The sequence below is a fragment of the Streptomyces sp. NPDC043876 genome (genome assembly GCF_056435825.1).
Genome location: NZ_JBWKDV010000013.1, coordinates 155,552 through 170,457, shown reverse-complemented (window position 1 = coordinate 170,457; position 14,906 = coordinate 155,552). Strand labels below are relative to the sequence as shown.

General features: G+C 75.0%; 12 protein-coding genes. 7 read left to right on the top strand and 5 right to left on the bottom strand.

What is annotated here, in order from left to right:
• Positions 1-2: 2 nt before the first annotated feature.
• Positions 3-2,741, bottom strand: a complete 2,739-nt coding sequence (locus AC0693_RS33045) for an ATP-dependent RNA helicase (RefSeq protein ID WP_478803808.1) — start codon at positions 2,739-2,741, stop codon at positions 3-5.
• Between the two features lie 3 nt (positions 2,742-2,744).
• Positions 2,745-3,596, bottom strand: coding sequence for a class I SAM-dependent methyltransferase (locus AC0693_RS33040; RefSeq protein WP_478803807.1), 852 nt, complete (start codon positions 3,594-3,596; stop codon positions 2,745-2,747).
• A gap of 352 nt (positions 3,597-3,948) precedes the next feature.
• Between AC0693_RS33040 and rpsA the strand changes: the two genes are divergently transcribed.
• From rpsA to AC0693_RS33020, 4 genes are all read left to right on the top strand, one after another.
• On the top strand, positions 3,949-5,472 hold the full coding sequence (gene rpsA / locus AC0693_RS33035) for a 30S ribosomal protein S1 (RefSeq protein WP_283452132.1): 1,524 nt from the start codon (positions 3,949-3,951) through the stop codon (positions 5,470-5,472).
• A 208-nt stretch (positions 5,473-5,680) separates the two neighbouring features.
• Entirely contained in the window at positions 5,681-6,619 is a 939-nt protein-coding gene (locus tag AC0693_RS33030; RefSeq protein WP_469318901.1) for a PAC2 family protein, read from the top strand.
• Positions 6,620-6,663: 44 nt separating this feature from the next.
• Positions 6,664-7,272, top strand: a complete 609-nt coding sequence (gene coaE / locus AC0693_RS33025; RefSeq protein ID WP_469337889.1) for a dephospho-CoA kinase — start codon at positions 6,664-6,666, stop codon at positions 7,270-7,272.
• 181 nt (positions 7,273-7,453) lie between these two features.
• Entirely contained in the window at positions 7,454-7,789 is a 336-nt protein-coding gene (locus AC0693_RS33020) for a tetratricopeptide repeat protein (RefSeq protein WP_356413104.1), read from the top strand.
• A 149-nt stretch (positions 7,790-7,938) separates the two neighbouring features.
• Here AC0693_RS33020 and AC0693_RS33015 read toward each other — a convergent pair whose 3' ends face one another.
• Complete coding sequence (locus AC0693_RS33015; protein ID WP_478803806.1) at positions 7,939-8,175, bottom strand: hypothetical protein; 237 nt, start codon at positions 8,173-8,175, stop codon at positions 7,939-7,941.
• A gap of 498 nt (positions 8,176-8,673) precedes the next feature.
• Between AC0693_RS33015 and AC0693_RS33010 the strand changes: the two genes are divergently transcribed.
• Positions 8,674-11,541, top strand: coding sequence for a DEAD/DEAH box helicase (locus AC0693_RS33010; protein WP_478803805.1), 2,868 nt, complete (start codon positions 8,674-8,676; stop codon positions 11,539-11,541).
• A complete protein-coding gene (locus AC0693_RS33005) occupies positions 11,538-12,749 on the top strand; it encodes an SWIM zinc finger family protein (protein ID WP_478803804.1) in 1,212 nt (403 codons plus the stop codon). Before AC0693_RS33010 ends, AC0693_RS33005 begins: the two co-directional genes overlap by 4 nt.
• Before the next feature lie 34 nt (positions 12,750-12,783).
• Here the strand turns inward: AC0693_RS33005 and AC0693_RS33000 are convergent, their stop codons facing one another.
• Positions 12,784-13,326: an HAD domain-containing protein gene (locus AC0693_RS33000; protein ID WP_356413042.1), complete on the bottom strand. Its 543-nt coding sequence runs from the start codon at positions 13,324-13,326 to the stop codon at positions 12,784-12,786.
• 189 nt (positions 13,327-13,515) lie between these two features.
• Between AC0693_RS33000 and AC0693_RS32995 the strand changes: the two genes are divergently transcribed.
• Positions 13,516-14,157 carry a chaplin gene (locus AC0693_RS32995; RefSeq protein WP_478740391.1) on the top strand — a complete coding sequence of 214 codons (642 nt, stop codon included), beginning with the start codon at positions 13,516-13,518 and terminating at the stop codon, positions 14,155-14,157.
• On the opposite strand, the gene AC0693_RS32990 is transcribed toward AC0693_RS32995, so the two are convergent.
• Positions 14,133-14,825 (bottom strand): DUF2293 domain-containing protein, encoded by a 693-nt coding sequence (locus AC0693_RS32990; protein WP_478803803.1) that lies wholly within the window; start codon positions 14,823-14,825, stop codon positions 14,133-14,135. The two genes, AC0693_RS32995 and AC0693_RS32990, sit on opposite strands and share 25 nt — an antisense overlap.
• Between the last annotated feature and the right edge of the window lie 81 nt (positions 14,826-14,906).

The following is a 14,906-nucleotide window of genomic DNA, read 5'->3' as shown; positions in this document are numbered from 1 at the left end:
CCCTACGGGGAGGGGCGCCGGCGGTGGGTGGTGTGGCGGGTCGGCTCGGCGGTCGCCGGGTCGAGCGGCCAGGGGTGGCGCGGGTAGCGGCCGCGCAGCTCGGCGCGCACAGCGCGGTAGCCCTCCCGCCAGAACGATGCCAGGTCGGCGGTGACCGCCGCGGGGCGCCCGGCGGGCGACAGCAGGTGGACCAGTACGGGGACCCCGGCGACCTCGGGCGTCCGGGCGAGCCCGAACAGCTCCTGGAGCTTGACCGCCAGGACGGGCTGGGCGTCGCCGTCGCCGTAGTCCACCCGGATCCGCGAACCGCTCGGGACCTCGATCCGCTCGGGCGCCAGCTCGTCCAGGCGGGCGGCGTCGCCGGTGGCCCACGGCAGCAGCCGGTTCAGGGCCTGGCCCGCCTCGATCCGGCCGAGGTCGGCGCGGCGCCGGGCGCGGGACAGCTCGGGCTCCAGCCAGTCGTCCGCCCGCGCCAGGAGTACGTCGTCACGCGCGACGTCGGGCCAGGGCGCGCCGAGGGTGCGGTGCAGGAACGCGAGGCGGGCCCGCAGCGTGCGCGCGTCGGCGGACCAGCGCAGCAGGCCGAGGCCCTCGCTGCGCAGGCCCTCCAGCAGGGCGGCCCGGACCCGCTCCGGGGCGGGGGCCTTCAGTGGGCGCACGGTCAGCTCGATCGCGCCGAGGCGGTGCACGCGGCGGGCGACGACCTCGCCGTCGCCGCCGGCGGACTCCCAGTGCACCTCCTCGCCGGAGGACAGCAGGTGGGCGGCGGCCGCGCGGGCCGTGTCCTCGTCGAGGAGGGCGGCGAGCCGGATCCTGGCGGAGGGGGAGTGGGGGGCGCGGTCGGCGACGGCGACGGCCAGCCAGGGGGCGTTGCGCAGGGGTGAGCCTTCGGGCAGCTCGGCCCCCGTGCCGGAGGCCATGAGGTAGGCCCCCGCGCCCTTGCGCTGCGCGACGCGCTCGGGGAAGGCGAGCGCGACGATCAGGCCGACGACGGAGTCGTCCCCGAGCCCCTGGCCCTCCGGCCCAGCCCCCGCCGGACGCCTCCGCGGGCGTCCGGTGCCCGATGTCGCCTCCGGCGGCGCCTCAAACGCCGGCGGGGCTGGGTTGTGGCGCCCCTGGGCATCGCCGCTGGGCGCGGGGGCATTCAGCCTCGCCGGCGTTTGAGGCGTGCGCGGAGGGGTGTGGGGGAGGGCGCGGGTCAGGCGGGTGGATTCTTTGCGCCAGCGGGGGGCGTAGGCGTCGGTGGCGCGGCGGGCCTGGCGCCAGGCGGCGGCCAGGTCGTCGCCGTACTCCCGCGGCGGCTCCTCGCTCAGCAGCGCCACGACCTCCGCCGCCCGGCGCGGGCCGACCTCGGCCGCGCCGTCCAGCAGGGCGCGGGCCAGGCGCGGGTGCAGGCCGAGGCGGGCCATCGCGTGGCCCCGCGCGCTCACCCGGCCGGCCGGGGACACCGCGTCCACGGCCGCCAGCACCTCCCGCGCCGCCGCCATCGCCCCCGCCGGCGGCGGGTCCAGCAGCGCCAGCCCGGACGCGTCCGGATCGCCCCAGCAGGCGGCCTGGAGCGCGAACTGGGCCAGGTCCGCGATCCGGATCTCCGGCGAGGGGAAGGCCGGGAGCCGCCCGTGCTCCGCCTCGGGCCAGCACCGGTACACCGCCCCCGGCGCCTCCCGCCCGGCCCGCCCGGCCCGCTGCCGCGCCGACGCCCGGGAGGCCCGTACGGTCGCCAGCGCGCCCAGGCCCCGCGCGTGGTCCACCCGCGGCTCGCGGGCCAGCCCCGCGTCCACCACGATCCGCACCCCCGGCACGGTCAGGCTGGACTCCGCCACCGCCGTCGCCAGGATCACCCGGCGCCGCCCCGAGCCGCCCGCGAGGACCGCGTCCTGCACCGCCGCCGGGGCCCGCCCGTGCACCTGGAGCACCTCGGCGTCCACCCCGGCCAGCTGCCCCGCGACCCGGGAGATCTCACCGACCCCCGGCAGGAAGCACAGGACGTCCCCCTCCCGCTCGGCCAGCGCCCGCCGCACCACCGCCGCGACGTGGGTCAGCAGGGCGGGGTCGACGCGCATGCCGTGCGGCGGTCGCACCGGACGGACCGGCGGTGCCCACACCACCTCCACCGGGTGCGCCACCCCTGCGGCCTCCACCACGGGAGCGTCCCCGAGCAGCCGCGCCCACCCGGCGGCGTCGGTGGTCGCCGACGCCGCCAGCAGCCGCAGCTCCGGGCGCAGGGCGGCCCGTACGTCCAGCAGGAAGGCGGCGACCGTATCGGCGTCCAGGTGCCGCTCGTGGCACTCGTCCAGGACCACCACGTCCGTACCGGCCAGCTCCTGGTCCCGCTGGAGACGCTGGAGCAGGACGCCGGTGGTCACCACCTCCACCCGGGTGGCGGGGCCCACGACCCGCTCGCCGCGCACCGTGAAGCCGACCGAGGCCCCCACCGGCTCGCCCAGCAGCCAGGCCATCCGGCGCGCCGCCGCCCTGGCCGCGATCCGCCGGGGCTCGGCGACGATCACCTTGCGCGCGAGGCCGCCGCCCACCAGGCCGGCCAGGACCAGCGGCACCAGCGTGGTCTTGCCGGTGCCGGGCGGCGCGCAGAGCACCGCCGTGCCGTGCGCGTCGAGCGCCGCGACCAGCGCGGGCACGGACGCGCCGACGGGCAGGGACTCCAGGGCGGCGGTCCGGACGGCGGCGGGGCCGCCGACGGGGGCGCCGGGGCCGGAGGGTGTGCGGTTCGCGGGCGCCATGGATCAGTCGCGCTCGCAGACGAAGATCGCGGTGCCGGGGATCAGGTTGCCGCGCAGCGGGGACCAGCCGCCCCACTCCTGGCTGTTCCAGGCGGGCCACTCGGGCTCGACGAGGTCGACGAGGCGGAAACCGCCCGCGACCACGTCCCGGACCCGGTCGCCGAGGGTGCGGTGGTGCTCCACGTAGACGGCGCGGCCCGCCTCGTCCTGCTCGACGTACGGCGTCCGGTCGAAGTAGGACGCGGCGACGGAGAGACCCTCGGGCCCGGGCTCGTCGGGGAAGGCCCACCGGACGGGGTGGGTCACGGAGAAGACCCAGCGGCCGCCGGGGCGCAGCACGCGGTGGACCTCGCGCATCACGTTCACCGGGTCGGCGACGAAGGGCACGGCGCCGTAGGCCGAGCAGGCCAGGTCGAAGGAGCCGTCGCGGAACGGCAGGTTCCCGGCGTCGGCCTCCACCAGGGGGACGCCGCCGCCGATACGCAGGGCGTGCTGGAGCTGGCGGTGGGAGAGGTCGAGGGCGACGGGACGGGCCCCCTGGGCGGCCAGCCAGCGCGAGCACTGGGCCGCGCCCGCGCCGATCTCCAGGACCGAGAGCCCCTTCAGGGACGCGGCCGGGCCGAGCAGCGCGGCCTCGGCCTCGTCCAGGCCCTCGGGACCCCAGACGAAGCGGTCGTCGCCGAGGAAGGCGCCGTGGTCGCTCTGGTACTCGTCGGCGTTGCGGTCCCACCAGCTCCGGCTGGCGCGGCTGCTCTCCGCCTCCCCGGCGACGCGGCGCGTGGCCTCGGCGTCGTCGTCTCCGGCGGACGCTTCCGCTCCGTACGCTTCTTGGGGGTCGTAGTCCTCTTGGTTCATGGGGCCCGTCGTCGTAGTCTTCGAAAAAGAGGCAGGGAGCCGGTCATCACGGGCTCCCCGCCTACGAATTGTGCCGGGTAAATGGCGTTCTGCCCCGGGTGTCCGCCTTCGCGCATTGACCCTGTCCGGCTGCCCCCGTATGCTACAAGTTGCGCTGCGAGCCTGCGCTCCTCAGACCTAGCAGGCTGCGCTCGCATCTGTTGCAGTCCCCTCGGTTTTCGAGGCTCCCCACCGCTCTTCTTCGAGCGTTCCGGGGACCTCTTTGGCTGTCCGGTCAGAGGCAGATGGCGATAAGGGCTCCCGGCGTAGCAGTACCTACGACTTTCTGTCCGTAACCGGAGCCCTTTCCCACATGACGAGCAGCACCGAGACCACCGCCACCACTCCTCCGCAGGTAGCGGTCAACGACATCGGCGACGCGGACGCGTTCCTCGCGGCGATCGACGAGACGATCAAGTACTTCAACGACGGCGACATCGTCGACGGCGTCATCGTCAAGGTGGACCGGGACGAGGTTCTCCTCGACATCGGTTACAAGACGGAAGGCGTGATCCCGAGCCGCGAGCTCTCGATCAAGCACGACGTCGACCCGAACGATGTCGTCAAGGTCGGCGACGAGATCGAGGCCCTGGTTCTCCAGAAGGAGGACAAGGAAGGCCGTCTCATCCTGTCCAAGAAGCGTGCGCAGTACGAGCGCGCCTGGGGCACGATCGAGAAGATCAAGGAAGAAGACGGCATCGTCACCGGTACCGTCATCGAGGTCGTCAAGGGTGGTCTCATCCTCGACATCGGCCTCCGTGGCTTCCTGCCGGCCTCTCTCGTCGAGATGCGTCGCGTCCGCGACCTCCAGCCCTACGTGGGCAAGGAGCTCGAGGCCAAGATCATCGAGCTGGACAAGAACCGCAACAACGTGGTCCTGTCCCGCCGCGCCTGGCTCGAGCAGACCCAGTCCGAGGTTCGCCAGACGTTCCTCACCACCCTGCAGAAGGGTCAGGTCCGCTCCGGCGTCGTTTCCTCGATCGTCAACTTCGGTGCCTTCGTGGACCTGGGTGGCGTCGACGGTCTCGTCCACGTCTCCGAGCTGTCCTGGAAGCACATCGACCACCCGTCCGAGGTTGTCGAGGTCGGCCAGGAAGTCACCGTCGAGGTCCTCGACGTCGACATGGACCGCGAGCGCGTCTCCCTGTCGCTGAAGGCGACGCAGGAAGACCCGTGGCAGCAGTTCGCCCGCACGCACCAGATCGGGCAGGTCGTTCCCGGTAAGGTCACCAAGCTCGTTCCCTTCGGTGCGTTCGTGCGCGTCGACGAGGGCATCGAGGGTCTGGTCCACATCTCCGAGCTGGCCGAGCGCCACGTGGAGATCCCGGAGCAGGTCGTCCAGGTCAACGACGAGATCTTCGTCAAGGTCATCGACATCGACCTCGAGCGTCGCCGGATCTCGCTGTCGCTGAAGCAGGCCAACGAGTCCTTCGGTGCCGACCCGGCCTCGGTCGAGTTCGACCCGACGCTGTACGGCATGGCTGCCTCGTACGACGACCAGGGCAACTACATCTACCCCGAGGGCTTCGACCCCGAGACCAACGACTGGCTCGAGGGCTTCGACTCCCAGCGCGAGACGTGGGAGCGCCAGTACGCCGAGGCGCAGGTTCGCTTCGAGCAGCACCAGGCGCAGGTCATCAAGAGCCGCGAGGCCGACGAGGCCGCCGCTGCCGAGGGCGCTGCCGCTCCGGCCGCCGGCAGCAGCAGCACCGGTGGCGGCGCGAGCCTCTCCGGTGGTTCGTACTCCTCCGAGGGTGCGGACGAGACCTCCGGCGCCCTGGCGTCGGACGAGGCCCTGGCGGCGCTGCGCGAGAAGCTGGCCGGCGGCCAGAGCTGATCGCAGCGCATGGCGGTGCGCTCCGGCGCGCGGCTGAGCTGAGCTGAAACGGCGAGGCCCGTCCCCTTCGGGGGGCGGGCCTCGTCGCGTTTCCCCCGCGTCGCGTCCGCCGCGTTTCCGGCTGTCCGCGCGGGAATGGCCAACTGGGGAATGGGCACGGGTCCTTGAACGTTCTTGGCAGTGAACGTGACGAAGGGGAGTGGTGACGGTGCTCGATCCGCAAGGGCTGTACGAGTGGGATGCCGAGGGTCTGGCCGTGGTGGACCTGGCGCTCGCCCAGGAGTCCGCCGGGCTGGTCATGCTCTACCACTTCGAGGGCTACATCGACGCCGGTGAGACCGGCGAGCAGATCGTCGAGCGGCTCCTGGACGCCCTGCCCCACCAGGTGGTGGCCCGCTTCGACGCGGACCGGCTCGTGGACTACCGGGCCCGGCGCCCGCTGCTCACCTTCCAGCGCGACCGCTGGAGCGACTTCGACGCGCCCGCCCTGGAGGTCCGGCTCGTCCAGGACGCCACGGGCGCGCCGTTCCTGCTGCTGTCGGGGCCCGAGCCCGACGTGGAGTGGGAGCGCTTCGCCGCCGCCGTCCAGCAGATCGTCGAGCGGCTCGGCGTCCGCCTCTCGGTGAACTTCCACGGCATCCCGATGGGCGTCCCGCACACCCGCCCCGTCGGCATCACCCCGCACGGCAACCGCACCGACCTGATGCCGGGTCACCGCAGCCCCTTCGACGAGGCGCAGGTGCCCGGCAGCGCGGAGTCGCTGGTGGAGTACCGGCTCGCCCAGGCCGGGCACGACGTCCTGGGTGTCGCGGCGCACGTCCCGCACTACGTCGCCCGCTCCTCCTACCCGGACGCCGCGCTGACCGCCCTGGAGGCGATCACGGGTGCGACCGGTCTGGTGCTGCCGAGCGTGGCGCACGCGCTGCGCACCGAGGCGCACCGCACGCAGACGGAGATCGACCGGCAGATCCGCGAGGGAGACGAGGAGCTCGTCAGCCTCGTGCAGGGGCTTGAGCACCAGTTCGACGCCGCAGCCGGCGCCGAGACCCGCGGCAACATGATCGCCGAGCCCGCCGAGATCCCCTCGGCGGACGAGATCGGCCGCGAGTTCGAGCGCTTCCTCGCGGAGCGCGAGGGCGAGGCGTAGGGGGCCCGAACGTCGCTCCAGGCGCGGGGTCTAGGCTGCGGGCCATGCTGAAAGTGGGCCTGACGGGCGGAATCGGTGCCGGTAAGAGCGCGGTCTCACGACTGCTGGCGGGGTACGGGGCGGTGATCGTCGACGCCGACCGGATCGCGCGGGAGGTCGTCGAGCCCGGCACCCCCGGACTGGCGGCCGTCGTGGACGCCTTCGGGGAGTCCGTCCTTTCTCCCGACGGCACGCTCGACCGGCCGAAGCTGGGTTCGATCGTCTTCGCCGACCGGGAACGCCTGGCCACCCTGAACGCGATCGTGCACCCGCTGGTCGGCGCCCGCTCGGCCGAGCTGGAAGCGGCCGCGGGTCCCGACGCGATCGTCGTGCACGACGTACCGCTCCTCACCGAGAACGGGCTGGCGCCGCTGTACGACCTGGTCGTCGTCGTGGACGCGGCGCCGGAGACCCGGCTGGCACGGCTGACCTCGCTGCGCGGTATGGCGCAGGACGAGGCGCGGGCCAGGATGGCGGCCCAGGCGACCCGGGAGCAGCGACTCGCGGTGGCCACCCTGGTCATCGACAACGACGGGCCGCTCGCGGCACTGGAGCCGCAGGTCCGTGAGGTGTGGAAGGAACTGACCGCGCGCGCGGCCGCGCGCCGGGCCTGAGGAGCGGTCGCCGGGCCGCTTCCCCGTACGGGTTCGGCCCCGCCGTGCGTTGACGGCGCTGGGAGAGGGAAGGAAATACATCGTGTCCGACACCACGCCGCCGCCCGCGTCCGCGCCCGAGCCCGACCCCCGTCGGGAGCCGGGCCCCGGGCCGGGCGCCGTCAGCCCGGAGACCCACGTCATCGACTTCCGGGCCGCCGAGCAGCTGCTCGCCGCCCGGGACCCGCGGGGCGCGGTGAAGCTGCTCGACTCGGTGATAGCGGCCCATCCGGAGAACACCGCCGCCCGGCTGCTGCGCGCCCGTGCCTTCTTCGCCGCCGCCCAACTCAGGCCCGCGGCGCTGGAGTTCGAGCTGGTCCTGGAACGGGAGCCGGACAACGCCTTCGCGCACTTCGCCCTGGCCCGCACGCACCAGCGCGCCGGGCAGCCGGAGCGCGCCCGCAGGCACTTCCGGCTCGCCGCGGCCCTGGACCCGCAGCCGGAGTACCTCCAGGCGGCGGGGTTCGAGGACCAGTAGGGCGACGTGCCGCCCACGGGGTGTCCGGGGGCCGTCGTACCGGGCCGCCCGTCAGGGGTTGAGCTTGCGCACGGCCGTGGAGGTCGTCTTCTTGAAGGCCGGGACGGGCGCGTCGGCCAGGACGCCCATCCGTCCCCGCGTGACGACGGTCACGGTCGAGCCGTCGCGTCCGATGCCGTAGAGGTGGACGCCGGGCTCGGAGTCCGGACCGAGGTGTGCACGCCGTAGACGTGCGCCCCCTCCTCGACGCGGAGCGCGCCGTAGTCGTGCCAAGACGCTGTCCCGCCCGGGTTCGCGCGCAGCCAGTCGGCCGCGCAGGCCGCCGCCGTGCGCTTCGGCGCGGTGGCCAGCTTGCGGGCCGCCGCGTCGGAGGCCGGGGCGGACACGGAAGCCGCGGCGGCGGCGGACGTGGTGAGGGTGAGCGCGGCTGCCGCGGCGAGGACGGCGGCTGAGGCGGTGACGCGTCGGAACGCGGCGGGATCCCCGTGGTGGTCGGTGCGGTGTGCTGCGGTGCTGCGGTGCTGCGGTGCTGCGGTGCGGGCAGTGTGCTGTGGCGCGGCGCGGCGCGGTGCGGGGCTGGGCGGTGTGGTCGGTGCGGTGTCGCGGTACGTGCGGCTCGGTGCGGTGGCCGGTGCGGACCCGGCCCGGTGCGGTGGGCGGCGGTGCGCCGGGCGATGCGTACGGCGGTGCGTCGGGGCCGTGAGGCGGGTGCTGGGCCACAGGCCGCGCGGTGCGGTCCGTGCGGGTAGCCGTACCCCGGTCGCGGCCCGGTATTGCGGTGGTCAACGTCCCAGGTCAACGGCATTGTCAGTGGCCCCGCCTAGACTCTCCGGCAAGGACATCCACGGACGAGTCGGATGCGCGCCAGGGGAGGGAGGAAGGTCATGGCACACCCGCCGCCCGACCCCGCGCCCGCCGCGCTGCTGCGCCACGCCGCGCTCTTCCTCCCCGCCGAGGTGCCCCGGCAGGGCCGGATCGCGTTCTGGTCCCCGGCCGGCGAGGACCTGCCGGATCCCGCGGACCTCCCCGACGGCGTGGAAGCGGTCCGCGAACCCCTCGGCGCGGTCCACCCCGCCGGCACCACCGTGCGGACCCGGACCGTGCCCTCGCTCGTGCTCCCGCTCGCCGCGGCGCTCCCGGTGCTCGCCGCAGCCCCGCACCACCCCGCCGCGCATCCCGCCACCCGCGCCTGGGGGACCGCCGCCCGCCAGGCCCTCGCGCTCGCCGCGCGGGGCCGGCTGCTCCCCGGCCTGACCCCGGAGGGCTTCGACGCCTGGCGGATCGGCCCGCTGGAGGCCGAGGACATCGCCTATCTCCGCGCGGTCGCCGCCGCCCTGCCCCACGAGGGGTACGCCGCGCCCCTGCCCGGCAGCAGACCGCTGCTCCTGCCCGAACCGGAGGCCCTGGTCCGCGCCTTCCTCGACGCCGTCGCCGACACGCTGCCGCGGAGCCCGGCCGCCCCGGTCGCCGCCGGGCGCCCCTTCGCCGCGGCCGAACCGCAGCGGGTGCCGGGGCTGCGGGACTGGGCGGCTCAGGTCGCTGCCGGGGCCGACGCGGGGGTGGGGATCTCGCTGCGCCTCGACCTGTCGTCGTACCGCCTCTTCGACCCCGAAGAGGGCGCCGCGCAGGACACCGACGAGGTGCGCCGGGCCGGTGCGGCCGTGGTCCAGGTGCACAGCCTGGCCGATCCGACGCTGGTCACCGACGCGGGTGCGCTGTGGTCGGGAGAGGCCACCGACCGGTTCGGCCCCCGGGCCCGGGTCGACGCGGTGCTCGCGCTGCGCCGCGCCGCCCGGGTGTGGCCGCCGCTGCTGCGCCTGCTGGACCAGCCCGTGCCCGATGCGCTGGCCCTGTCGGACCCCGAGCTGGAGGACCTCCTGGGCGCCGCCGCGACCCGGCTCGCCGCGGCCGGGGTCGGCGTCCACTGGCCGCGGGACCTGGCGCGGACCCTGGACGCGAGTGCCGTCGTACGGTCGACGGCGCCCGGTTCGGCGACCGACGGGACCGCGTTCTTCGACGCGGAAGGCCTGTTCGCCTTCTCCTGGGAGCTGGCGCTGGGCGGGGACCGGCTGACCCCCGGCGAGATGGACGCCCTCGCGCAGGCCCACCGGCCGGTGGTGCGGCTGCGCGACCAGTGGGTGCGCGTCGATCCCGAGCTGGTGCGCAAGGCCCGCAAGCGCGAGCTGGGGCTGCTGGATCCGGTGGACGCGCTGGCGGCCGTACTGACCGGGGAGGCCGAGGTCGAGGGGGAGGCCGTGCCCGCCGTCGCGGTGGGCTCCCTGGCCGCCCTGCGGGACCGGCTGACCGCCGACCTCGCGCCGCTGCCGCAGCCGACCGGGCTGCGCGCCACCCTGCGCGACTACCAGGCGCGCGGCCTGGCCTGGCTCGACCTGATGACCTCGCTGGGCCTCGGCGGCTGCCTCGCCGACGACATGGGCCTGGGCAAGACCGTCACGCTGATCGCCCTCCACCTGCACCGGGCGCGCCCCGAACCGACCCTGGTGATCTGCCCCGCGTCCCTGCTCGGCAACTGGCAGCGGGAGATCGAGCGGTTCGCCCCCGGGGTTGCGGTGCGCCGCTTCCACGGCGCCGGCCGGACCCTGGAGGGCCTCGCCGACGGCTTCGTCCTCACCACGTACGGGACGATGCGGGCGAGCGCGTCCCGGCTGGCGGGGCAGGAGTGGGGCATGGTCGTCGCCGACGAGGCGCAGCACATCAAGAACCCGCACTCGGCGACCGCGCGGGCGCTGCGCACCATCGGCGCCCCGGCCCGGGTGGCGCTGACCGGCACCCCCGTCGAGAACAACCTCTCCGAGCTGTGGGCCCTCCTGGACTGGACCACCCCCGGGCTGCTCGGCCCGCTGACCGCCTTCCGCGCCCGGCACGCCCGGCCCGTGGAGCACCAGGCGGAGGAGGACGGCGGGAACGAGGAGGCGGTGGCCCGCCTCGCCGCGCTGGTCCGGCCGTTCCTGCTGCGCCGCAAGAAATCCGACCCGGGGATCGCCCCCGAGCTGCCGCCCAAGACGGAGACCGACCACCCCGTTTCGCTGACCCGGGAGCAAGCCTCCCTGTACCAGGCCGCGGTGGACGAGGCGATGGCCGTGATCGGAGCGAGCGAAGGCATCGCACGCCGCGGGATGATCATGAAGCTGCTCGCCTCGCTCAAGCAGATCTGCAACCACCCGGCCCAGTACCTCAAAGAGGAGCGGCCCCGGATCCCGCACCGCTCCGGCAAACTCGCCCTGCTGGACGAGCTGCTGGACACCATCGTCTCCGAGGGCGGCTCCGTGCTGGTCTTCACCCAGTACGTGACGATGGCCCGGATCCTGGAGCAGCACCTCGCGGCGCGCGGGATCCCGGCCCACCTGCTGCACGGCGGGACCCCGGTGGCCCGCCGGGAGGAACTGGTCGACCGCTTCCAGGCGGGCGAGGTCCCCGTGTTCCTGCTGTCGCTGAAGGCCGCGGGCACCGGCCTCAACCTCACCCGCGCCGGGCACGTCATCCACTACGACCGCTGGTGGAACCCGGCCGTCGAGGAGCAGGCCACCGACCGCGCCTACCGCATCGGCCAGACCCAGCCCGTCCAGGTCCACCGGATCATCGCCGAAGGCACCGTCGAGGACCGCATCGCGGAGATGCTGGAAGCCAAGCGGGCCCTGGCCGACGCCGTCCTCGGATCGGGCGAGGCCGCGCTCACCGAGCTGACCGACCGGGAACTGGCCGACCTCGTCTCCCTGCGCAGGCGCTCATGATCACCGCACGCGATGACCTGCGCCGCACCTTCGACTCGCTGCCCGCCGGCGCCGAGGCCGCCAGCTGGTGGGGGCGGGCCTGGGTGGCCGCCCTGGAGGGACTCTCCCGCGACTCCGCGCGCCTCGGGCGCGGGCGGGCGTACGCCGACGACGGGCACGTCGACGCGGTGACGGTCACCCCGGGCCGCATCGTGGCGTACGTGCGGGGCAGCCGGGCCCGGCCCTACCGCACGGAACTGGCCCTGACCGTCTTCGCCCCGCAGGAGTGGGACGAGCTGCTGGAGGACATCGCCGCCCGGCCTGCCGCCCTGGCCGCGCTGCTGGAGCGGGAGATCCCGCAGGACCTGGCCGGGCGGCTGCTGCCGGGTGCCGGGGACCTCGTACCGCGCTGCTCCTGTCCGGACATCGGGCGTCCGCCGTGCAAGCACGCCGCGGCGCTCTGCTACCGGGCGGCCCGGCTGCTGGACGAGGACCCGTTCGTCCTGATGCTGCTGCGCGGGCGGGGCGAGCGGGACCTGCTCGACGAGCTGACCCGCCGCAACGCCGCCCACGCCGCCCGCGAACAGCCCGAGGCGGACGGCCGCTTCCCCGGCGTCCCGGCGCGCGCCGCCGTGCACCGCTCCGTCCTGCCGCCGCTGCCGGCACCGCTCGACGCCCCGCCCGTGGGGGCCGCCCCGGCCTACCCGGGCGAGACGGGCGCCCCCGACCCGCTGGCGCTGGACCAGCTCGCCTCCGACGCCTCGGCGCGCGCCCACGCCCTGCTCACCACCGGCCGGGACCCGATCGCGGGCCTGACGCTGTGGCAGGACGCGGTCCGGCTGGCCACCGCGCAGCCGCCGACCTCGGGGCTGGCGGCTTCCACCCGCGCCCTGTACCGGGATCTGGCCGCCGCCACCGGCCGTTCGCCGGGCGATCTGGCCCGCGCGGTCGCGGCCTGGCGCCAGGGCGGCCGGGCCGGGCTGCTGGTCCTGGAGGAGCAGTGGGATCCGCCCGCCGGTCCCTTCGACCGCGCGCGCCCCGCACTGCTGGCCGCCGGGCTCGGTCCCTTGCGGCCCCGCCGCAACCGGCTCTGCGGGGACACGGCACAGCTCCGCCTCGGCCGGGACGGGCTCTGGTACGCCTACGAGTCCGAACCGGGCGAGGAGGACTGGTGGCCCCGCGGCCGCCCCTCTCCCGATCCGGTCACGGCCCTCGGCTCCCGGCACTGATCCACCGGCCGACCGCAGCGCGGCACGGCTCCGCTCAGTTGCCGTGCAGCGCGGCCGCCCAGCGGGCGAGGGTGGTGAAGTCGCGTACGCGCAGGCCGTGGCGGGGGTGGATGCGCAGGAGCAGGGCGGGCGCCGGGTGGTGGGCGCGGGTCCAGGCGCGGTCCCGGTCGGTGATCATGTCGTCGACCCAGGCGAAGGGCCGCCCGTCGGCCCAGTCGAGCAGTGGCCGGGTCTTCCAGTAGAGGCCGTCGGGATCATGGGCGAACAGTTCCGGCCATTCGATGACGGGCAGATCACCGGGTAGTCCGATGTGCGGGGCGATCATCGTGTTGGCCTGGTGCATCCAGGTGGTGGCCCAGGCGAGTTCGAAGGGCAGGGCCTGGAGCCGGGGGCCGTGCGTGGGGTGCAGGCGGACCCGCAGTCCCCGGCGGGCGCTCGCGGAATCCGGGTCGCGGCGGGACATCCACAGGGCCGGGCGCATGCGGTGGGTGGTGTATCCCCGCAGCCCGGCGAGGGGCGACCGGAACGGATTGAGCGGGCCGTCCACGTCGAGGAGCAGCAGCGGTCTGTCCATCATGAAGTACGCACTACCCAGTACACGATGGAGTGAAATGCCTACCGGCTCTATAACCCGAATGGGTCTCGGGCGTTGTTCCGGTGCGGGCGCGACGTCCGTGAACTCCTCCGGAAGGCAGGGAAGCTGATGCGACGCAGTCGTCGAAATGGCCTGATCGCGGCGGTGGTTGCGGGAGGTGGACTGGCTGCCGTGAGCGCGGGCGGCTTCGCCCAAGCCGACGCGGGCGCGGGTGGACAGGCGCTGGGTTCGCCGGGGCTGCTCTCGGGGAACCTGGTGCAGCTGCCGGTGCACACCCCTGTGAACGTGTGCGGGAACACCGTGAGCGTGGTGGGCTTGCTCAACTCCGCCTCCGGCAACCGGTGTTCCAACGCCGGTCCTGGCGAGCATCCGGACCCGAGGCCCTCGCATCCGTCGGGCCCGTCGTCCTCGACGGGCCCCTCCCGGCAGGGTGCCGGGAACGGCGGGGGCGCGGTCGCCTCGGGGCACGCACAGGGTTCGCCCGGCCTGCTGTCCGGAAACGGGCTCCAGCTGCCGATCGACCTCCCGGTGAACATCAGCGGCAACGCGGTGAGCGTGGTCGGCGCGGGCAACTCCGCCACGGGCAACACCTCGGTGAACGGCACCCCGCCCAGTGGCGGCAAGCCCGCGCAGCCGCCGACCGCGGTGCGGCCGCCCGCTCCGTCCGCCCCGGTCACCCCGCCCGCGCCGCCGCGCGCGACGGGAGCCGCGCTGGCGCACACGGGCGCCGAGGCGCTGGGCTACCTCGTCCCGGGCAGCGCCGCCCTGCTCCTCGGCGGAGCCCTGCTCTACCGGCGGTCCCGCGCCAGCTGAGCCGTGTCCGCGGGGCCGTGGCCGGGGCGCCAGGAGTCGAGGACCGCGTCGATCCGCGCGGCGAGCCGGGCGCGGGCCTCGAACCGGGGCACGCCCGCCATCAGCAGGGCGTCGTACTCGGTGTCCTCGTGCCGGACCGCGGCGCGGACCGCGACCGAGACGGCCTGCTCGGACAGGGCCCGCCCCGCCGCGCTGCGGCCCACCCGCCCGCTGCCCCGGACCGAGGCGTGCGCCGCGATCGCCCGGGCGCGGTCGGGTGGGCAGCCCGGGAACAGCCGCGCTATCTCGGCCGCGAAGAGCGCCGTGAACCGGGTGTCCTCCGCGGCCCGGCGCACCCGGTCACGGGCCCGGCGCCGGGCCCGCGCCTCGGCGTCCACGAGGCAGGCGGCTTCGGCGCGGACCAGCGCGTGCTCCTCGACCAGCAGGCCCTGGCGCTCGTGCCGGCGGCGCCGCTTGTTGAACCGCACCACGACCGCGCACAGCGAACTGGCCGTCCGGGCGCGGCGGGTGAGGGCGGCGTCCCCGCGCGGCAGGTAGACGAGGTGCCCGAGGTCCGCGCAGTCCAGGCAGCGGGGAACGCCCGACTCGCGCACGAGGTGCGGAAGCGGTCCGTGGCCGCACTCGGCGCAGCTGATCCGCTTGAGCGGCTCGAAGACGACGAGGTCCATACAGGAGTGATACCGCCGCCCCCGCCTTGTATCACCTTCCCCAGCCCGGGAGTTGGTGTTCCGGGAATTCTTTCCGGTCAA